Origin of the sequence: Streptomyces sp. NPDC007901, from assembly GCF_042959465.1 — a bacterium.
Classification (GTDB): Bacteria; Actinomycetota; Actinomycetes; order Streptomycetales; family Streptomycetaceae; genus Streptomyces.
Map to the genome: position 1 here is coordinate 180618 of NZ_JBIBKW010000005.1, position 21659 is coordinate 202276.

Consider the following 21659-nt stretch of genomic DNA (forward strand, 5'->3'; position numbering starts at 1 on the left):
ACGCATCCCCGAGGTGAGCCGCCCGCTCCCGGGAGGAGGACTGACGCCCGGTCAGAGGAAGCTGACGCCCTGGGCCAGGGTGAGTTCACCGGAGTAGTTGACGGTGTTGGTGGCGGAGCGCATGTACGCCTTCCAGGCGTCGGAGCCGGACTCCCGGCCGCCGCCGGTGTCCTTCTCGCCGCCGAAGGCGCCGCCGATCTCGGCTCCGGAGGTGCCGATGTTGACGTTGGCGATACCGCAGTCGGATCCCGCGGCGGACAGGAAGATCTCGGCCTCCCGCTGGTCGCGGGTGAAGATGCTGGATGACAGGCCCTGCGGGACGTCGTTGTGCAGCGCGATCGCCTCGTCGAGGGTGTCGTAGGTGAGGACGTAGAGGATCGGCGCGAAGGTCTCCTCCCGTACGACGTCCGTCTGTTCGTCGACGCGCACGAGCACGGGCTCGGTGTAGGCGGCCCCGGGTGCCGCCTCGGCCAGTCGGCGGTTGCCGCCTGCCAGGACCTTGCCGCCCTGGGCCTGCACGCGGGTGAGGGCGTGCCGCATGGCGTCCAGGGCGGTGGTGGAGATGAGGGGGCCGACGAGCGTGGTGTCGTCGAACGGGTTGCCGACGGGGAGCTTGCCGTAGACGGCGGTGAGGCGTTCGACGAGGGCGTCGGCGATGTCGCGGTGCGCGATGAGCCGGCGCAGTGTGGTGCAGCGCTGGCCCGCCGTGCCGGCCGCGGCGAAGACGATGCTCTGGACGGCGAGGTCCAGATCGGCGGAGGGGGCGACGATCGCCGCGTTGTTGCCGCCGAGTTCCAGCAGGCTGCGGCCGAAGCGGGCGGCGACGCGCGGGCCGACCTCGCGGCCCATGCGGGTGGAGCCGGTGGCGCTGACGAGGGCCACGCGGGGGTCGTCGACGAGCCGCTCGCCGACCGCGCGGTCACCGAGCAGCAGACGGTGGACGTCCTGGGGGGCGCCGGTCTCCTCGGCCGCCCGGGCGAGCAGGTGGTGGCAGGCCAGCGCGGTCAGCGGGGTGAGTTCCGAGGGTTTCCAGACCACGGTGTCGCCGCAGACCAGGGCGACGGCGGTGTTCCAGGACCACACGGCCACGGGGAAGTTGAAGGCGGAGATGACACCGACCACGCCGAGCGGATGCCAGGTCTCGGCCAAGCGGTGGCCGGGGCGTTCGGAGGCGATCGTACGACCGTAGAGCTGGCGCGACAGGCCGACCGCGAACTCGCAGATGTCGATCATCTCCTGGACCTCGCCGAGCGCCTCGGAGCGGATCTTGCCCGCCTCGACGGTGACCAGCTCGGCCAGGTCGTTCCGGTGCGCGCGCAGCAACTCGCCGAGGCGGCGCACGAGTTCGCCGCGGCGCGGGGCGGGTGTGGTGCGCCAGGTCAGGAAGGCGGTGCAGGCGGCGGCGACGGCTTCCTCGACGTCGGTGCCGGTGGCGGCCTTCAGTCCGAGGAGGTGTTCGCCGGTGACGGGGGTGCGGGCCGGGAAGTCCTCGCCCTCCGGGACCCGCGCACCGATGTTCCGCAGGCAGGCCAGGGCGCGGGTGCGCAGCTCGTCCGTGGTGGGCAGCGCGGTGCTGGTCATCGTGGTCCTCCAGGGGTGCGGAGTCGGCGCGGGGGGTCGGTGAGGCCGAGGGTGCGGGCGACCTGGGCGAGGGAGCGGTTCTGCTGCTGCTCGTAGAGGGCGAAGGGGTCGAGGACCTCGCGGCCGAGGGCACCGGAGAGCCAGTCGGCGTCGTGGACGGTGCCCTGGCGGTCGTCGTCGCGGGTGCCCTCGGCGCCGAGGTTGGACTGGAAGATGCCGGCGGCGGAGCGGGGCAGGAAGTCCTCGTAGACGACGGGTTCCGCGCGCAGCCAGCCCTGCCGGACCAGTTCGCCGATGCCGGCGGGCGGCCGGCTGCCGTCGCGGGGCCGGTCGTCGGCGAGCCGGTAGGTGAAGTACGCGAGTCCCCGGGCGGCGAGTTCCTCCTCGCTGCCGGCCATGTGCCGCTCCCAGACGGTGCGCGCGATGTCGTCACGGGCGCGGGTCGGGTGCTCGGACGCCTGTGTGTCGATCCGGTCCAGGAGGTCGTCGTACAGGGCGCGTCCGGTGCGGGTCAGGGCGATGCCGCGGGCCTCGACCTCGCCGAAGCGCACCCGCAGGGCGCCGCTGACGACGGCGCCGTCCTCGGTGCGCATCGGGCGGGGTTCGGCCAGCGCGCGGAAGGAGGTCTGGCGCAGCAGCACGTCGGGGCCCTTCCAGGCCGGCGGACCCTGGATGGTGTCGATCATCTCGATGCCGCGGTCCGTCATACGGCGGTACAGCTCGTCGATGTCCAGGACGCGCGGGGTGAGGTGGTTGATGTGGGTGCTGCGGACACCGCCGATGTCGGCGGCGACGGCGGAGACCCGTTCCAGGGTCCGGTACCAGGCCCGGTCCACCGGCTCCTTCGACAGTTCGAAGGCCCGCACGGCCAGTTCGAGGAAGCGCTCGGCGTCGTCCGCCGGCAGTTCGCGGTCGGCGGCGGCGCGGTCGGCCAGCGTGAGGAGTTCCGGGGGAAAGAGCTCGCGGGCGGCGAGGAAGGTCTCCACACGGGCGCGCAGGTCGGCGTCGAAGAAGCGGGGGTCGGCCGGAGTGAGCAGGGAGGTGAACACCCGGAAGGGGTTGCGGGCCAGTTCCTCGCCGTCGACCGGCCGGAAGGCGGTGGAGACGACGGGGACGGCGCTGGCCGCGGCCTCCCGCAGGTCGTAGAAGCCGACCGGGTGCATGCCGAGGGCGCCGAAGACCCGGGCGACCTGCCCCAGTTCGCGCGGTGTGCCGACACGGATGGCGCCATGCCGCTCGGCGGTCACCCGGGCGAGGGAGCCGAGCCGCTCGGCGCCGGCTCCCCGCGCGCGCAGGACGTCCTCGTTGACCTCGCGCGACACGTCCACCAGCGTCGTGTACGCGGGCACCTCCCGCCCGTACATCTCCGACAGCCGTACCGCGAACGCGGCCCGCAGCTGCCACTGACTGACCGTTGGCAGAGTGGCGATCATGTCTCCGATGGTCGCCGACCGGGCCGCCGCCGTACAGACGGCGGGGCCGGGCACGCGGGGGTCGCGGCGGCAAACCACGTACGCGCCACGGAAAACCCAGTGGACCGATCTTGGTTTGTGATCCCTACCATGTTGACCGCAAGACAACCATGCGACCGGTCCGTCGGATGCGAGCCGGTCGAGGTCGCCGATGCCAGGGTCCGCTCCCCGGGCTGCGGTGATCTTCCTACTCAGGAGGACCTTCCGCATGTTCCGACGTATTGGCAATGTCGTCGTCCGACATCCCGTCTGGACGATCGTGGCATGGCTGATCGCGGCGGTGGCGATCGTCGCCACCGCCCCGAGCCTGCCCTCGAACAGCGACGAGAGCAGTTTCCTGCCCAAGAGTTACGAGTCGATCAAGGCGGCGGATCTCCAGGAGAGGGCGTTCCCCAGCGCCTTCACCCCGTCCGCGATCGCCCTGTACCAACGCACCGACGGCGGCAGGCTCACCGCCGACGACAAGAAGGACGTCGCCCGGATCACCACCGAACTGGGCGCCAAACACATCGACCAGGTGCAGAAGGCCGTCCCCGGCCAGCCGTCCGAGGACGGCAGGTACACCCTGACCCTGGTCCAGATGGACAGCAAGAACGCCGGCCAGCCCGTGCAGGCGGACGCGGCCAAGGTGCTGCGCGACGACGTCAAGCAACTGGTCAAGGGCACCGACCTGGAGGTCAGGCTGGGCGGTTCGGCCGCGCAGGCCCTGGACCAGCAGGACTCGTCGAAGCGCGGTGAGGCGCTGATCGGCATCGGCACCTTCGTGATCATCCTGGTGACCCTGCTGATCATCTTCCGGGCGCCGATCCTCGCGTTCCTGCCGCTGATCACGATCGGCCTGGTGTCCGCGATCGCCAACGGGCTGATCTCGTACGCCACCAAGTTGTTCGATCTGCAGGCCAACAGTTCCGTGTCGTCGATCCTGATCGTCGTGCTCTTCGGCGTGGGCACGGACTACTTCCTGTTCCTGATGTTCCGTTACCGCGAACGGCTGCGCGCGGGCGACGAGCCCAAGGAGGCGATGATCAACGCGGTCGGCCGGGTCGGCGAGGCCATCGCCTCGGCAGCCGGCGCGGTCATCATCGCCTTTCTCGCGCTGGTGCTGTCCACGCTGGGCTTCCTGAAGCAGATGGGCCCGGCGCTCGCCATCGCGGTCTCCGTCACCCTGATCGCCGGGCTGACGCTGATCCCGGCCGTGGTCTCGCTCATCGGCCCGAAGGTGTTCTGGCCCTCGAAGTCCTGGCAGCGGGAACCGGCGAACGCCCGTTTCGCGGCCCTGGGCCGTGGGGTGCGGCGCCGCCCGGCGCTGGCCGCCGCGGTGTCCGGTCTCGTGCTGCTCGTGCTGTCGCTCGGCACGCTCGGCTACAAGGCCACGTTCGACCTGGCGTCGGGCTCGATGCCCAAGACCAAGGAGTCCATGGTCGTCCAGGACGAGATGCAGACGGCGTACTCGGCGGGTGCCGCCGCGCCCACCGACGTCTATCTCTCCAGCACCGACGGCAAGCCGCTGGACCGGGCCGGCTTCGACGCGTACGCGCGGAAGCTGGGGGCCGTGGACGGTGTCGCGAGCGCCCGGATGAGCCAGGTCAACAAGGCCGGTACGACGGCGGACTTCACCGTCACCCTCAAGTACGAGGCGTCGACGGACAAGGCGATCGACGCCGTGGGCCGGGTCCGGGACGTCGCCCACGACAACGCCCCGCAGGGCACCGAGGCGCTCGTCGGCGGTATGTCCTCGATCTACAAGGACATCGACTCCGCGGTCAACCACGACTACCGGACGGTGTTCCCCGTGGCCGCCGTCCTGATCATGGTGATCCTGGGGCTGCTGCTGCGCAGTGTGGTCGCTCCCTGGTACCTGATCGCCTCGGTGGGTCTCGGCTTCGGCTCCACCCTCGGTGCCACGGTCTGGATCTTCCAGGACGCGCAGAACAAGCCCGGCCTGATGTTCATGCTCCCCGTGATCATGTACCTGTTCGTGGTCGCCATCGGCACCGACTACAACATCCTCATGATCGCCCGGCTCCGTGAGGAGGCCAGGGAGGGCCGGGATCCGCGCGAGGCGGCCGGTATGGCGCTGCGGCACGCGGGGCCGACCGTGGCCGCGGCGGGCTTCATCCTGGCGGCGACCTTCGCCACGATGATGCTGGCGGGCAACTCGCTGCTCACGGAGATGGGCTTCGCGGTCTCCTTCGGCATCGCGGTGGCCGCCTTCGTGATGGCGATGTTCTTCACCCCGAGCCTCACGGCACTCATCGGCCACGCGGCCTGGTGGCCGGGCCACGCCGACCGGGCGGAACCGGGAGCGGGCACCGACGGCCCGTCCCCGGCCGCGGACGAGTACCAGGCCGCGGGGCGTCCCGGCTAGACCGGTTCCTTCGGTTCCTTCGGCCCACCTCGCCGACCGGGCGAAGCCGGCGGCGAGGTGGGGTCCGGCGAGGCAGGCCCTACTCCTGGCCGGAGGAAGAAACGCGCCTTGTGCTTGTCTCCGTAGGTGCAGGGACCATTCCAGTGGTGCTCCACGTACTCGCCGGTACTCACGTCCCTCAGATAGTAAATACCGCGCCACTTGTGATCAGCGACTATCAGCGCCGCTTTATGGCCGTCCGACCATTTCCCGCTGCGCTTCACGCGGTTGCCCTTCTTGCGCCAATTGTTGCCGGAGCCTTTGATCACGTAGTGAACACCCCCGTGTCATTGTTCGTGGAGCCCATCAGGTACCAGTAGGCCGTTCCCTTCCTGAGGGGGCTTCCCCGGCTGCCGGTGAGCGAGCCCGACTTTCCGCGGTCGTTCGACGGTGCGCTGAGCTTCGATCGGGGCCAGCTTGATCGTTTCCTGGGTCATTTCCCGTCTCCCTTTTTCGTGTGGCCCGACCGGCCGCTTTTGCGCGAGCGCGGTGGGCGCACTCGGCGGGCCGGCCAGGAAGGCCGGCCCGCCGAGGCGGTGGACGGTCCTACGCGGCCAGGGCGTGGCCGGGGTGCAGGACGACCTTGGTGTAGCCCTCGATCCGCTGGTCGAACTTCTCGTACGCCCTCGGGGCGTCCTCCAGCGGCAGCTCGTGGGAGACCACGAAGCTGGGCTTGGCCCGCCCGGCGATGATCAGGTCACGGAGCTGGCGGTTGTACTGCTTGACATTGCACTGACCTGTCCCCATCCGCTGCCCCTTCTCGAACATCCTGCCGATGGAGACCAGCAGCTGGCCGTGCTTGGCGTGCTCGTCGGGACCACCGGGGTCGGACGGGACGTACAGACCCGGCACGCCCAGCATGCCGGTCGGCCGTACCGTCTCGACCAGGGTGTTCAGGACGACGGCGGGTTCCTCGTGGCTCGCGTCGTGCGCCTGGGCCTGGTAGCCGACGGCGTCGACGCCCTTGTCCGTGCCCTCGCCGCGGGTGTGTTCCTTGATCTGGGTCGCCGGGTCGCCCTGGGTGAAGTCGATCGGTATCGCCCCGATCTGCTCGGCCTTGGCGAGCCGCTCGGGCACCCGGTCGACCGAGAACACCTTGGAGGCACCGCGCAGCAACGCGGAGTAGGCGGCCATCAGCCCGACCGGGCCGGCCCCGAAGACCGCGACGCTCTCGCCGGGCGACACCTGGGCCAGCTCACAGCCGTGGTAGCCGGTCGGGAAGATGTCGGCCAGCAGCACGAAGTCGGTCTCGAACTGCTCGCCCGGCGGCAGTTTCAGGCAGTTGAAGTCGGCGAACGGTACTCGCAGCAGCTCTGCCTGCCCGCCCGTGTAGGGGCCCATGGCCACATAGCCGTAGGCTCCGCCGGCGAAGCCCGGATTCACCGTGAGGCAGAAGCCGGTCTTGCCGGCCAGGCAGTTCTTGCAGAATCCACAGGCGACGTTGAACGGCATGACGACGCGGTCGCCCTTGGACAGGGAGGTCACGCCGGAGCCGATCTCCTCGACGATGCCGAGGTTCTCGTGTCCGAAGACGATCCCCGACTCGGCGGCCGTGCGGCCCTCGTACATGTGCAGGTCGGATCCGCAGATGGCGGTCGACGTGACCCGTACCAGCACATCGTTCGGGTGCTGGATGCGCGGATCATCGACGTCCCTCACGGCGACACTGAAGGGCTTCTCGTAGACGACGGCTTTCACCTGGCTCACCTCCGCGTCGAGCGCCGGGCGACGACGACGGACCGCGCAGACCGAGGCGGTGGCCAGGAGAAACACGTCGAGGCAGAGCCCCCGGTCCGTGCCGCGACCCTAGGCGCTCTTGTTTCACCATCGGATACTTCCAGAGAACGCCGGTCCAGCGGACGCCGCAACCCCTTCGGGCGGATTGCCGGGCGGTCCGGGCCGCCCCCGCTGGCGCACCGCAGCCGGCGGCGAGGACGTCGTCCGGCTGATCCGCTCGGCGCCCGGTCGCCGCGCACCGCGCGTCGCTCCCCCCGAGATGTCCACATCGGGACGTACGCTCGCCAACAGGCCTGAATCACAGGGGTGTTGGACCAAGGGGGAATCCGGTGGGAGTGGCGGAGACGCCGGCCGTGCGGCCCGTTGCGGAACTGCTCGTCGAGAACTCCGTGCGGCGGGGCGGGAAGATCGCCTTCGCCGATGACCGGCGGGCGGTGAGCTGGGCCGAACTGGAGCGCAGGACCGGCCGGTTGGCGGCCGGGATGGGAGCGGCCCGGTCGGCCCGGGTGGCCTTCTGCCTCGACAACGGCGTGGAGCTGGCCGAGGGGCTGCTCGCCACCGTACGGGCCGGCGCGGTGGGGGCGCCGTTGAGCTCCCGCGCCACAGATGCCGAGCTCGCCGAGCTGCTGGCCGACTGCGATCCGGCCGTACTCGTCACCGACCGGCACCATCTCGCACGGGTCGCCCGGCTGACCGCCGACCGGCAGGTGCGGCTGCTGGTCACCGGCGAGGGCCCGCTGCCGGCCGGGGCCATCTCCTGGGAGGCGCTGGCCGTGGCACCGTCGTCCGCCCCACCCGACGACCTGGGCCTGGACGAGCCGGCCTGGCTCCTCTACACCTCCGGGACCTCCGGCTCCAGCAGGGCGGCGGTCTCCAGCCAGCGGTCCGCGCTCTGGTCCCCGGCCGCCTGCTATCTGCCCCGGCTCGGGCTGTCGGACACGGACCGCGTGCTGTGGCCACTGCCGCTCTCCCACACCTACGCCCACTCGCTCTGCGTCCTGGGCACCACCATGGCCGGAGCGAGCGCCCGGATCACCGCGACCGCCGATCCGGCCGCACTGGCACGGCTGGCCGCCGCGTACGCCCCGACCGTCCTCGCCGGGGTCCCGCTCACCTACCGGCAGTTGCTCGACACCGGGCTGGGCCGCCTGCCCTCGCTGCGGCTGTGCGTCACGGCCGGCGCACCCAGCGATCCGGAGCTGCGGGAGGAGGTCGAGGCCCGGTTCGGCGCCCCGCTGCTGGACGGCTACGGCTCCACCGAGACCTGCGGGAAGATCACCATGGAGGGGCTCGACGGGCCGCGGGGGCGCGGCGACAGCGGGACGCCGCTGCCGGGGACGGAAGTACGGCTCGTCGAGGTCGACACCGCGGGCGAGGGCTCCGCAGGCGAGGGCTCCGCAGGCGAGGACGCTGCGGACGTGGACTCCACAAGCGGGGACGCTGCGGACGTGGACTCCACAAGCGGGGACGCTGCGGACGTGGACTCTGTGGGCAGGGACTCCGCAGACGCGGACTCCACAGGTGGGGACGCTGCGGGCGGGGACGGCGAGATCTGGGTACGCGGCCCCGGCGTCATGCTCGGCTATCACCGCCGGCCCGAGGAGACCGCCGACGCCCTGCGTGACGGCTGGTACCGCACAGGTGACCTGGGCCGGTTCGACGAGCACGGCCGGCTGACCGTCACCGGCCGGGCGAACGACCGTATCGTGCGCGGCGGCGAGAACGTCGATCCGGCCGAGGTCGAGCGGGTGCTGCTGGGCCTGTCCGGGGTGCGGGACGCGGCCGTGGTCGGGCGGGCCCATCCGCTGCTCGGTGAGGTTCCGGTGGCCTTCGTGGTGCCGGACCGGCCGGACCTCGATCCGGTGCCGCTGCTGCGCGCCTGCGCCGCCGTGCTCTCGGCGCCCAAGGTGCCCGAGGAAGTGCTGTTCACCCCGGCCGTGCCGCGCACCGCCGCGGGCAAACCGCGCCGGGCCCTGCTGCGGCAGGCCCTCGCCGACCGCCCGGCCGAACCGGGCCTGGCCGCACTGGCCGGCCGGACCCCGGGCGAGCGACGGGCCGCCCTGACCGACCTAGTGTGCACGGAGACGGCGGCGATCCGCGGGACGGCCGCCGACCCCGGCACCGCGTTCGCCGATCTCGGTCTGACCTCGATGGACGCCATGACCCTGTGGCACCGGCTCGGCACCCGCACCGGACTACGGCTCCCGGCGACGCTGGTCTGGGACCACCCGACCCCGGCCGCGGTCGCCGCCCACCTGGACCACCGGCTGCACGGCACCGCCGACTCCGCATCGGCCACGGCCACGGTCCGGCGTGGCCCGGACAGCGAGCCGGTGGCGATCGTGGCGGTCGGCTGCCGTTTCCCCGGCGGAGTGAGCTCGCCCGAGGACCTCTGGCACCTGGTGGCCGACGGGGTCGACGCGACCGCCGGGTTCCCCGCCGACCGGGGCTGGGACCTGGCGTCCCTGTACCATCCCGACCCCGACCGGCTCGGGACGACGTACACCCGCCGCGGTGGCTTCCTCGACGGCGTGGCGGACTTCGACCCGCTGTTCTTCGGCATGTCGCCCCGAGAGGCGCTCGCCACCGATCCCCAGCAGCGGCTGCTCCTGGAGGTCGCCTGGGAGACCTTCGAACGGGCCGGCATTCCGGCGCCGGAGCTGCGGGGCACCAGCACCGGCGTGTTCGTGGGCCTGATGCACGCCGGCGGGTACGCCGGCGGACTCTCGCCGCACGAGCTGGAGTCCCACCTCGGTGTCGGCGCGTCCGCCAGTGTGGCGTCCGGCCGGATCGCCTACGTCCTGGGACTGCGCGGTCCGGCCATGACCCTGGACACGGCGTGTTCGTCCTCGCTGGTCGCGCTGGACCTGGCCGCCCGGTCGCTACGCGCCGGGGAGTGTTCGCTCGCACTGGCCGGCGGGGTGACGGTGCTGTCGAACCCGCATCCGTTCGTGGTGTTCAGCCGCCTGCGCGGGCTGTCGCCGGACGGCCGCTGCCGGTCGTTCGCCGCGGACGCGGACGGCACCGCCTGGGCCGAGGGCGTCGGTCTCGTGCTGCTGGAGCGGCTGTCGGACGCCCGCCGCCACGGCCATCCGGTGCTGGCGGTGCTGCGCGGCTCCGCCGTCAACTCGGACGGCGCGTCGAACGGTCTCACCGCCCCGAACGGCGAGGCACAGCGGGACCTGATCCGGCTGGCGCTGGCCGACGCGGGGCTCGGGCCCTCCGACGTCGACGCGGTGGAGGGGCACGGCACGGGAACGGCGCTCGGCGACCCCATCGAGGCGGGCGCCCTGCTCGCGACGTACGGGCGGCACCGCGATCCGTCCGACCCGCTGTGGCTGGGCTCGGTGAAGTCCAACCTCGGACACACCCAGGCCGCGGCGGGGGCGGCGGGCCTGATCAAGCTGATCGAGGCGATGCGCCACGAGGAACTGCCCGTCTCCCTGTACGCGGAGCGGCCGTCGCCGCACGTCGACTGGGCGGACGGCGCGGTACGGCTGCTCGACCGGGCCCGCCCGTGGCCGCGCCGGGACCGCCCGCGCCGCGCGGCGGTCTCGTCGTTCGGTATCGGCGGCACCAACGCGCACGTGATCATCGAGGAGCCGACGGACGAGGCACCGGAGCACGCCGCGGAGCCGACCGCGCCGCTGCCGGTCACCCCCTGGCTGGTGGGCGGCGGTGACGAGGCCGGGCTGCGCGCGCAGGCCGCGGGGCTGGCGGCGGCCCTATCCGACGTAGGGGACTCGGCAGGTGCCCTGGACGCCGCGTACTCGCTCGCCACGACCCGGGCGCCGCTGTCGCACCGGGCGGCCGTCGTGGCCGCGGATGCCGAGGGCCTGCTCGCGGGGCTGCGGGACCTGGCGGCCGGCGTCGACGGTCCGGCGCTGCTGCGGGGCGTCGCGCGCCCGCGTCCGAAGGTGGCGTTCCTCTTCCCGGGCCAGGGAGCCCAGCGCCCCGGGATGGGCCGTGAACTGCGGGCGGCCTTCCCGGTGTTCGACGCGGCCTTCACCGGTCTGTGCGAGGAGTTCACCCCCTGGCTCGACCGCCCGCTCCTGGAGGTCCTCGACGACCCCGAGCTGCTGCACCGCACCGACTACGCGCAATCCGCGCTCTTCGCCCACGCGGTGGCCCTGCACACGCTGCTCGCCGACCTCGGGGTCCGTCCGGCGTACCTGCTCGGCCACTCGATCGGCGAACTGGCCGCCGCCCACGTGGCCGGGGTGTTCTCCCGAGCCGACGCCGTACGGCTGGTCGCCGCGCGGGGCCGGTTGATGGCGGCCCTGCCCGCCGGAGGCGCGATGCTCGCGGTGCGCGCCCCGCTGGCCGACGTGACGCGGCTGGTCGACCAGGTTCCCGGCCGGACGGTCGCGGTGGCCGCGGTCAACGGACCGGAGTCGGTGGTGCTCTCCGGGCCCGAGGAGGCGGTGACGGAGCTGGCGACCGCCGTCGGACGGCCGTACCGACGGCTGCCGGTGAGCCATGCCTTCCACTCGCCGCTGCTGGACCCGATGCTGGCCGAGTTCCGCGAGGTCGCCGAGTCGGTGACCTACCACCGGCCGTCTGTTCCGGTCGTGTCCACGCTGACCGGCCGGATCGCGTCGGACGCGCTCGCCACCGCCGGTCACTGGGTGCGGCAGGCACGTGAGACGGTCCGGTTCGCCGAGGCGGTGGGCGTGCTGGCCGAGGAGGGCGTCACGGCCTTCGTCGAGGCCGGTCCCGCGCCCTCGTCGGCGGTGACGGCCGAGGAGTGCGTGGAGCCGGACGCGGGTGCGGTGTTCCCGTCGTGCGGGGACGCGGGTACGACGGTGGAGGCGCTGGCCGCGCTCCATGTGCACGGGGTCGCGGTGGACTGGCGGTCGGTGTACGCGCACACCGGTGCCCGCCGGCGTCCGCTGCCGACCTACCCCTTCCAGCGGCAGCGGTACTGGCTCGACGCCGGTCGGCAGACGGGCCGCTCCGGCCACCCCCTGCTGGGCGAGCCGGTGCCCGACGCGGACGGGCCCGGCATCCGGCACACGGCCGTCCTCTCCCTCGACCGCCAGCCCTGGCTGGCCGACCACCTGATCGGCGACCGGGTGGTGGTGCCCGCGACCGTCTTCGCCGAACTGGCCGGACGGGCCGGACGGGCCGACGGCTCCCCCGGCCCGGTGCGGCTGGCCGAACTGGCCCTCCACGAGCCGCTCGTGCTGCATCCGGGGGCCGGGGCGCGCGTCCAGGTGGTGGCCGGGACGCCGGACGAGACGGGCGGTCGGCCGGTCACCGTCTGGGCCCGGCGGGCCGACGCGCCGGGACGGTGGACCCGGCACGCCACGGCGACGACCGCACCGGCCGGGACGCCGGCCGGGTCACCGGCCGAGGCACCGGTTGCCGACACGCCCGGGACATGGCCGCCGTCGGACGCGCGGCCCGTCGCCGTCGACTACCCGCGCCTCGCCGCCCACGGCCACCACTACGGGCCCGCCTTCCGTGCGGTGACCGCGCTGTGGCGGCGGGGCGACGAGGTCTTCGCCGAACTGGCGCTGCCGCCGGGGGAAGCGGCAACTGCGGGGTCGTACACCCTGCATCCCGCCCTGTTCGACGCGGCGCTGCACGCCGCGCTGCTGGCCGAGGAGCCCGGTGAGCCGAAGGCGCCGCTCACCTGTTCCGGTGTGACGGTGTACGCGAGCGGTGCCTCCGACGCGCGGGCGGTCGTACGACGGCTCGGTCCGGACGAGTTCCGGGTCGCCCTCTCCGACGGTGCCGGGCGGCCCCTGGCCGTGGTGGAGTCGGTGGTCACGCGGGCGATCTCGACGCGGCCGTCCGCGGAGACGTACCACCTGGTCTGGCGGCCCGTGGGGCCGGACGCCGCCGTGAGCACCGAGCACGAGCTGCTCGACGTGGCGCGGCTGGCCGCCGGGCTGCCGTCGGACGCCACCGTGCCCGAGCGGGTGCGCGGGCTGCTCGCCGAGGTGCTGGAGCGGGTGCGCGACTGGACCGCCGACGCGCGGCCGGGCCGGCTGCTGGTGCTCACCGGGAACGCGAGCGGTGACGATCCCGACCTCGCGGAGGCCGCCGTCACCGGACTGGTCCGCAGTGCGTCCTCCGAACATCCCGGGCGGATCGTGCTGGTCGACCGACGGGACGCGCCGGTCGCACCGGCGGTCCTGGAGGCGGCGCTGCGGTCCGGCGAGCCTGAACTGGCCCTGCGCGACGGGGCCGTCCTGGCGCCCCGGCTGGCGCTCGCTGATCCGCCGGCCGACGGGACGACCGAAGCGGCCCTGGAAGGGACCGTGCTCGTCACCGGAGGCGGCGGCGCGCTCGGGGCGAGTCTGGCCCGCTATCTGGCCGTCGAACGCGGCGTGCGGCGGCTGGTGTTGGCCGGCCGCAGTGGAAAGGTCCCGGAGTGGGCGGGCGAACTGCCCGCCGACGTACGGGTGGTGGCGTGCGATGTGAGCGACCGGGCCGCCGTGGACTCCCTGGTGGCGTCCTGCGGGCCGGGGCTCAGCGGGGTCTTCCACCTGGCCGGGGTGGTGGACGACGGTGTCGTCGACGCCATGACGCCCGATCGGCTCGCGGCCGTGCTCGCGCCGAAGGCGGACGGCGCCTGGCATCTGCACGAGGCGACGAAGGGCATCGGCCTGTCCGCGTTCGTGCTCTACTCCTCGGCGGCGGGGGTGCTCGGCAGGGCCGGACAGTCGAACTACGCGGCCGCCAACGGGTTCCTGGACGCCCTCGCCCGGCACCGGGTGGCCCAGGGGCTGCCCGCGCAGGCGCTGGCGTGGGGGCCGTGGGCGACGGCGGACGCGCCGGGGATGGCGGGCCGGGTCGCTCCCGGGAGTCTTCGCGAGGGCGGCGTGCTGCCCGTCGGCGAACGGGAAGGAATCGACCTCCTGGACACCGCGCTGCGCACACCGGAACCGGTGCTGGTCCCCGTACCGCTGGACCTGCGGGCCGCGGCCGGTGCGGGCGCGCCGCCCGTCCTCGCCGACCTGCTGCCGCCGGGCCCGGCCGCGATCGAGGCGGTCCCGTCGGTCGCTGCCGCCGAGCAACGGCCCGGCGCCTGGCGCGAGCGGCTCGCTGCCGTTCCACCACCCGAACGCCTCGCCCTCCTGGCCGAGTTGATCCGCGCCGAGATCGCGGCGGTCCTGGGCTACCCGGACCCGGCCGCGCTGCCCGTCGAGCGGTCCTTCACGGAGCTCGGTTTCGACTCCCTGTCCGCCGTGCAGATCCGCAACCGGCTCAGCGCGTTCACGCGGGTACGACTGTCCCCGACCGTCGTCCTGGAGTACCCCACGCTGCCCGAGCTGACGGCACACGTCCACGCGGCGCTGCTGGACGCGGACGCGCCGCCGGAAGCGGGGACAGGAGCGGAGACGGAGACCGAGACGGATGCCGTACATGTGGGAGGCACCCGCGAGATCCCGGCCGAGCCCACGCCACCGGCCGACGTGGCACCTCGACTCTCTTCCGCCCCTTACCGGTTCAGTCCCCTCTACCACCGGGTGCTGCGGGAGCAGGGGCCGGCGGAGGCGATGGCGTTGCGGTTCCTGGCGTCGTACGCGCTCCCCGTCTTCTCCGACGGCGAGCGCGCCCGGCACACCGTCCCGGCGCTCCAGCTCGCCCACGGCGACGGCACTCCGCTGGTCTACCTCCCGGACTACCTGACACCGCACCTGCGGCTGCCCACCGCGCTGGCCCGGCGGTTCGACGGCGAGCGCGATCTCCATCTGCTGGAGCATCCCGGGTTCGGCACCCGACGGGCCGTTCCCGACAGCGTGGCCACGCTGGTGCGGGCGCATGCCGACACCGTGCGGTCGCTGCCCCTGGAGAGGGCGCCCGTGCTCGTCGGCTACTGCGCGGGCGGGGCGATCGCCCATGCCGTGGCCGGGCAGCTGGCGCGGGAGGGGCAGCCGCCGGCCGGGGTGATCCTGATCGACTCCCATGCCGGGGTGCTGCGCCGGGGCGACGCGCGTGGACAGGCCCTGATGGCCGCGGGCGCCGCGCTCTCCGCCGACGTCGTCGACGGCCTCGACGACTCCCTGCTGATCGCCGGGGGCGGGTATGCGCGCGTGATGGAGAGCTGGCGGCCCGAACCGTCCCCGGTTCCCGCCCTGTTGCTGCGCGGCCGGCCCACCGCCGAGATGCTGCGGATCGCTCCCGACGGGGACTGGCGGCCCCACTGGCCGCTGCCGCACGACGGCGTCGACATCCCCGGCGACCACTACTCGCTGCTCCAGCAGGACGCCGACAGCACGGCCGCGGCGATCCGCGCTCGGCTGAACGGCCGAACGGCCGACCGACTCACCGACTGACCGACCGACCGCGCAGGCCCACCAGAAGGAGAGAACCCGGATGACTTCGGACTCGGACTACGACCTGATCGTCGTCGGCGGCGGGCCGGCCGGCTCGACCGCCGCGACGGCCGTGGCCCTGCGCGGGCACCGGGTGCTCCTGCTGGAGCGGGAGACCTTCCCCCGGTACCAGATCGGCGAGTCGCTGCTGCCCGCCACGGTGCACGGCGTGTGCCGTCTGCTCGGGGTCGCCGACGAGGTCGCCGGGGCCGGATTCACCTTGAAGCGCGGCGGCACCCTGCGCTGGGGCCGCGACCCGGAACCCTGGCAGTTCTCCTTCGCCATGACACCCCGGCTGCCGGAGCCGACCGCGACCGCCTTCCAGGTGGAGCGGTCCCGGTTCGACGAGATCCTGCTGCGCAACGCCGAACGCGTCGGCGTCGAGGTCCGGGAGGGCAGCCCGGTGCGCCGGGTGCTCGCCGAGGACGAGCGGGTGCGCGGTGTCGAGTACACCGACCGGGACGGGAATCCGCGCACGGCGCACGCCCGGTTCGTCCTCGACGCGTCCGGCAACACCAGCCGGATCCACGGCCGGGTGGGCGGGGCGCGCGTCTACTCCGACTTCTTCCGCAATCTAGCCGTGTTCGGCTACTACGCGGGCGGCCGCCGGCTCCCCGCGCCGAACAGCGGCAACATCTTCTGCGCCGCGTTCGACGCCGGCTGGCTCTGGTACATCCCGCTGCGCGACGACCTGACCAGCGTCGGTGCGGTGATCGCGCCGGAGCACTACCCGGCCGTCCAGAACGACCCGCGGGCCGCCTGGCAGGACATGATCAAGGCCTGCCCGGAGGTCGACCGGCTGCTGACGGACGTACCGGTCGCGACCGAGCCGCCGTACGACCAGGTCCGGGTGCGCAAGGACTACTCGTACTGGAAGACGTCCCTGTGGACGCCGGGCCTGGCGCTGGTCGGCGACGCCGCGTGCTTCGTGGACCCGGTGCTCTCCTCGGGGGTCCATCTGGCCACGTACGGCGCCCTGTTGGCGGCCCGGGCGGTGAACTCGGCCCTGGACGGCAGTGTCGCGGAGGAGCGCGGCTTCGCCGAGTTCGAGGCGCGCTACCGCCGGGAGTACGGGGTGTTCTACGACTTCCTCATCGCCTTCTACGACATGGAACACAACGAGGACTCGTACTTCTGGTCGGCGAAGAAGATCACCCGGGTGGAGGTCGACGAGGCCGCCGCCTTCGCCGAGCTCGCCGGGGGCGCGGCCTCGGGTGACACCGGGTTGCCCGCCACGGGCGGGCTCGGCGCCCGGTGGAGCACCGCGACGGCCGAACTGGAGGACGCGGTGGCCCGGTTGGCGGCCTCCGACGACCGGACGAACCCGCTCCTCACCACCCGGGTCGTCACCGACACCTTCCGCACCGGCAACGACCTCCAGGAACAGGCCCTGTACGGCGCCCTGTCGTCCGCCCCCGGGCGGCTGGCGGTCGCCGCGGACGGTCTGTCCTGGCTCCCGGCCTGACCTCTCGCCGCGGCTCCTCAGCCGGCGAAGGACCACGCCTGCGAACGGCCGCCCGGCAGGCGCGCGTCCTCGCGGCCGCGCAGTCGGTGGTCGAAGAACGCGGCGAGGCGGGCCCGTTCGGCGGTGATCGCGTCCGCGGGGGCGATGGTGCCGATGTTCTCGGCGACCGTCTTCCTCGGCAGGCGGAGCTGGTGGGCGATCTGCGGGAGCATCGCCTCCGCGTCGGTGTAGGTCGCGTGTTCCGCGCCGCGCAGGCTCAGGCCCTCGCGCGGGCCGCTGCTGTGCCGCCACAGCGCGTTCCACGAGGGCACCGTGGAGAGGTCGTTGCCGTCCTTGCCGACCAGCAGGAAGGGCCGGTCGAGGCCCTCGGCGGCGACGGTGGAGAGGTTGCCCGGGTCGCCGTCCTCCTGGACGTAGGCGAGCACGCCGTCGAAGTTGGCCCCGGCCGCGATGCGCGGGTCGTCGTGCATGGCCTGGAGGGCGGTGAAGCCGCCGGCCGAGTGGCCGAACATGCCGAGCCGGTCCCAGTCCGGCAGGCCGCGCAGTTCGCGGGGCAGGGCGCCGGGCAGGGCGTCGAGGAGGAAGCGGGTGTCGGCCACCCGGACGGCCACGGTCTTCCTCAGGAGCGCCGTGATGCGGTCCTGGTCCGGGGACGCCTTGTCGAACTCGGCGGGCAGGACGGTGCGTTCGACGCGGCCGTCGGGGAACTGGACGGCGGTGGCGTCGTAGGTGTGGTCGAGGGTCACCACGACATGGCCGCGGGAGGCGAGGTCGTCGCAGAGGGTGGTGCCGAGGGAGCGCGGGTCGCCGGCCCCGGGTGAGTAGCAGACGACCGGGTACGGGCCGTGGTCCCGGTCGGCCGGAGCGCCCTCGTGGGCGTGGGTGCGGGTCGCCGACCAGTCGACCCGGTCGGCGGGCACATGGGTGAGGTTGTTGACGGTGGCGAAGCCGGCGGCCTCCCCGGGGAGCATCTGCGGTGCCCTCGGATGGCCGCCGACGGCTCGCGCCGGGTAGCGGACGCTGATCATCAGTTCCCGGTACGGTCGCGGCCGGACCCAGGGATCGGCGCGCGCGGTGTCGACCAGGCGCAGGGAGACCGTGCCCACGGGGTGCGGTCCGCCGGGCGCGGGCAGGGTCAGCCGGGCCCGTCCGGACGTGCGGGGCGTGGCCGACGCGGTGCGGGTGGAGACGGCGGGCAGGGTGACGGCGGCGACGGCCGACAGCACGGCGGAGCGGCGGGTGAGCAAGGCGGTTCTCCTTGTCTGCGCGTTGTCGCGACACCGCTCAGCCTTGTGCATCGGGCCGGCCGTCACCATCCGGCATTCCGGTGGTCGCACCGGGGGGTCAGCCCTAGGGGGCCGTCATCCGGCGGCGGTGATGCGCAGGTAGTCGAGGTTGAAGCCGCCGGTCTCGCAGTAGACGGTGACGGTCTGTTCTCCGGCCCGGAGGGAGACGGGTACGTGAACCGACTGGTAGCTCCCCCAGCCGCCGGTGGCCGGTACGGACGCCGTCGCGAGGGTGGTGCCGCTGTCGTCGCGCAGGGACACGGCGTTCGCGGCGGTGCCGCCCGTGCCGTTGGCGACCCGGAGTTCGAGGTCGTAGGAGCCGGCCTGCGGAGCCTCGACGCGGTAGGTGAGCCAGTTCCCGGGGGCGGTCCAGCCCACGTCCTTGCCGCCGCTGGCGGACGGGTTGCTCTCGACGAAGTTGCTGCCGTCGGCGGGCCAGCCGTGCTGGTCCGTGTACCCCTCGGCCTCGATCTTCTCACCGACGGGTGCCGCGTGCGGCCGGACGGTCAGGTGCACGGCCACCTTGGCGTGGGCCCGGCCGTCGGTGGCGTAGAAGGCCAGGTCCTGTTCGCCGGTGGCGGTCGGGTGGACGGTGACCAGGCCGGTCCGCGGGTCGAGGCTGACGCCGTCGGGCAGTTCGGGGGCGTAGTAGGCGAGCCGGTCGCCGTCCGGGTCGGTCGCGTTGAGCTGGAGGTGCGCGGTGCCGTACTGGTCGGCGACGAGATCGGCGGCCGGGGCGAAGGCGGGGGCGTGGTTGCGGGAGTGCGCGGGGGCGTCACCCTGCCACCGGTAGGTGGCGTAGGAGCCCGCCGGTACGGTCACGACGAACGTCTCGTCTCCGACGACCAGCCGGACCTTGCTGTCGGTGGTGGCGCTGTTGCCGAGGACGGCGACGTAACCGCCGGCGCGGGTGCGGTAGACGACGTTGCTCACACCGTGTTCGGAGGCGCTGGACTCCAGGCGTACGTCACCGGGTGAGAGGTACTTCGCGAACTGGCCGAGCCCGTACAGCTCGTCGCGGACGGTGAAGTCCTTGGTCGTCGTGTTCACCTTGACCAGTCGGTCCGGCCACTTGGTGGTGGCCGCGACCTGGTCCCAGTCGATGTCGTTGTCGCGGGCCGGTGTCCAGTGCAGGGTGCCGCCGTCCTGGTCGGTGGTCTGGGCCCACAGGATGTAGGAGCCGGCGTCGAGGCGGAAGTCGTCGAGGACGGTGGCCGGCGACAGGTCGCTGGTCTCCGTGAGCTGCACCGGCTTCCCGGTCTGCTCGTAGGCGTCGCGCATCACGCGCGGGTCGCCCCAGTAGGGGTGGAAGGCGATGGCGTCGGCCGCCTTGCGGACCTGCGCGCCGGTGACCGATCCGTCGGGGGCGTCCTCGAAGATGCGGTGGTAGTTCTTCGTCGCCGTGCTGTTGGGGTCGCGCCAGTCCCAGAAGTTGAAGTCGTGCACGTACAGCTGGGTGTCCAGGCGGGCGGAGCGGAGTTCGCGCTTGATCGCCAGGGCCAGCTTCTGCTGCTGGGCGACGCTGATGTCCATGGCCGGGTAGACGACGTCCATGCCGGGCTCGTTGAGCAGGGTCAGCGCGTCGACGCGGATGCCGTGCCGGGCGTACGCCTGGACGAACTTGACGTAGTACCGGGCGAACACCTCGACGCAGTCGTCCCGCAACGTGCCGACCTGGTAGTAGTCCGTGCTGCTGCCGGGCTTGAGCGCGACCTCGCCGAGGAAGCGGTTGTTGGTCTTCATCCAGGCGGGCGCGCTCCACGCCGACGCGAAGAACGTGGCGTGCGGGTTGTAGCGCTGGATGAGCTTGACGGTGTCGATGATGTGCAGGTCGAGGTCGCGCTGCACGGAGAAGTGCTTCAGGCCGAAGTCCTCGGTGACCCCGGCGGGCAGGTCGTCCTCCGACCAGAACGGCAGGTGCTCGATGAGGTCGGGGCTGCCGATCGTCAGCCGGAACCGGTCGAGTCCGGCGCCGTGTTGGGGGTCGACGAGCAGCCGGATGGCCGCCGCGCGCTCAGTGGGGGTCAGCTTCCAGAGGTTGGACACGCTCGTCTCGTCCAGGGAGAAGCCGACGCCCGTGTACTGCTGCCTGAGGGCGCTGGGGTCGGCGACCACGGTGGCGTCGACGGGACCGCCGGTGTCCGTGCCCGTCCGGAGGATCGGCAGGGGCCGCCAGGCCTGCGCGCCGCCGGTGGAGTAGGTGCCGGTCACCACCTTGCCGTGGGTGGCGGGACCCGCGCCGACAAGTGGCAGTGTCATGACAGTTACGGCCGCGATCGCGGTGAGCGTACGTCTCACAACTACTCCTGGACTCTGGGGGACTTGAGATCCAAGCAATATCCGCAATGTTAAGTCAAGGTGTGAAGAAAGGGTTTCGGGTGACTCGGCGCATGCCGGCCGATGCCGGCGCCCGGCCGGTGACCGGGCGCCGGCGGGCCGTCAGGCCGACGGCTGCCTGGTCAAATGCCGGGCGAAGAAGCGGACCGCGCTCTCGGCCTCGAACCTGGGCAGTTCCTTGTGGCCGCCCGCGTTGGCGTGCAGCGTCTTCTCCTTGGAGGCGAAGGCGTCGAACAGCGCGAGACCCGCCTCGCGCGGGATGTGCTCGTCGTCCCACTGGAGCGCGAACTCGACCGGGACGGTGATCCGCCGTGCCGTCTCGGCCAGGGCGTCCGGCCAGTGCTGACCGAAGACCGCGGCGGTGATCCTCGGCTCGGCCGCGGTCAGCGGCACACCGATCGCGGTGGCCATGTTCAGCCCGAAGTAGCCCACCGGCCCGTCGGCGCCGATCTCCGGCAGTTCCTGGAGGGCGTCCAGGGTCGCCCGCCACTCGCGGACGGCGCGGTCGGCCAGGTGGGCGTTGTACCGGACGACGATCGGGCCTTCCGGCTCGCCCGCCTCCCGCGCCCGGTACAGCGCGGCGATCTCCCGTTCGTCGTGCGGGGTGCGCGGCCGGTCGCCGTGCCCGGGTGCGTCGACGCAGGCGACGTGGAATCCGCAGCGGGTGACGAGCAGGCGCGCACGGCCGGTCATCGCCGGCCACCTCTTGTGGGTGCCGCCGCCGTGGCCGAGCAGTACCAGGGGCGCGCGGTCGGGGCCGGACACGGGCGACCAGAGCACGCCGGGGATCTCGCCCACGGTGAAGTCGCGTTCGACGACACCGTCGGTCGTCGACTCCGCGGTGAAGTGCACGGAACGCATGGGGTGTTGTGCATGCATGGGGTGTTGCCTTTCGGAAGGGCCTCGTCGATCAGGCGCTCCCGGCGACAACACCTACGTCGTTCGCCCGACCGTGACGGGAAGCGGGAGCACCCACTGAGCTACAGCGTTCATGGGTCTCACCTCCTCGTACGGCGTCACGGCCCCACGGACGTTACGGGCCGG

The 21659-nt window shown here is 72.9% G+C and carries 9 protein-coding genes; 3 read left to right on the top strand and 6 right to left on the bottom strand.

Annotated features, from left to right (window positions below):
• Positions 1-51: 51 nt before the first annotated feature.
• Entirely contained in the window at positions 52-1581 is a 1530-nt protein-coding gene (locus tag ACFZDK_RS18570; RefSeq protein WP_390973692.1) for an aldehyde dehydrogenase family protein, read from the bottom strand.
• A complete protein-coding gene (locus tag ACFZDK_RS18575) occupies positions 1578-3014 on the bottom strand; it encodes a 2-oxoadipate dioxygenase/decarboxylase family protein (protein ID WP_390973693.1) in 1437 nt (478 codons plus the stop codon). The genes ACFZDK_RS18570 and ACFZDK_RS18575 overlap by 4 nt, the downstream gene beginning before the upstream one ends.
• Before the next feature lie 247 nt (positions 3015-3261).
• On the opposite strand from ACFZDK_RS18575, the gene ACFZDK_RS18580 reads away from it, so the two are divergent.
• On the top strand, positions 3262-5421 hold the full coding sequence (locus tag ACFZDK_RS18580; protein WP_390973694.1) for an MMPL family transporter: 2160 nt from the start codon (positions 3262-3264) through the stop codon (positions 5419-5421).
• A gap of 585 nt (positions 5422-6006) precedes the next feature.
• Here the strand turns inward: ACFZDK_RS18580 and ACFZDK_RS18585 are convergent.
• Positions 6007-7158, bottom strand: coding sequence for an alcohol dehydrogenase catalytic domain-containing protein (locus tag ACFZDK_RS18585; RefSeq protein WP_390973696.1), 1152 nt, complete (start codon positions 7156-7158; stop codon positions 6007-6009).
• Between the two features lie 392 nt (positions 7159-7550).
• Between ACFZDK_RS18585 and ACFZDK_RS18590 the strand changes: the two genes are divergently transcribed.
• Both ACFZDK_RS18590 and ACFZDK_RS18595 read left to right on the top strand, forming a co-directional pair.
• On the top strand, positions 7551-15488 hold the full coding sequence (locus tag ACFZDK_RS18590) for an SDR family NAD(P)-dependent oxidoreductase (protein WP_390973697.1): 7938 nt from the start codon (positions 7551-7553) through the stop codon (positions 15486-15488).
• A gap of 40 nt (positions 15489-15528) precedes the next feature.
• Positions 15529-16992: a tryptophan 7-halogenase gene (locus ACFZDK_RS18595; RefSeq protein ID WP_390973699.1), complete on the top strand. Its 1464-nt coding sequence runs from the start codon at positions 15529-15531 to the stop codon at positions 16990-16992.
• A 17-nt stretch (positions 16993-17009) separates the two neighbouring features.
• On the opposite strand, the gene ACFZDK_RS18600 is transcribed toward ACFZDK_RS18595, so the two are convergent.
• The 3 genes from ACFZDK_RS18600 to ACFZDK_RS18610 all read right to left on the bottom strand — a co-directional run bounded on the left by ACFZDK_RS18600 (position 17010) and on the right by ACFZDK_RS18610 (position 21476).
• Positions 17010-18239 (bottom strand): alpha/beta hydrolase family protein, encoded by a 1230-nt coding sequence (locus ACFZDK_RS18600; protein ID WP_390973701.1) that lies wholly within the window; start codon positions 18237-18239, stop codon positions 17010-17012.
• Between the two features lie 114 nt (positions 18240-18353).
• A complete protein-coding gene (locus tag ACFZDK_RS18605) occupies positions 18354-20537 on the bottom strand; it encodes a carbohydrate-binding protein (protein WP_390973703.1) in 2184 nt (727 codons plus the stop codon).
• 180 nt (positions 20538-20717) lie between these two features.
• Positions 20718-21476 carry an alpha/beta hydrolase gene (locus tag ACFZDK_RS18610; protein WP_390973704.1) on the bottom strand — a complete coding sequence of 253 codons (759 nt, stop codon included), beginning with the start codon at positions 21474-21476 and terminating at the stop codon, positions 20718-20720.
• Between the last annotated feature and the right edge of the window lie 183 nt (positions 21477-21659).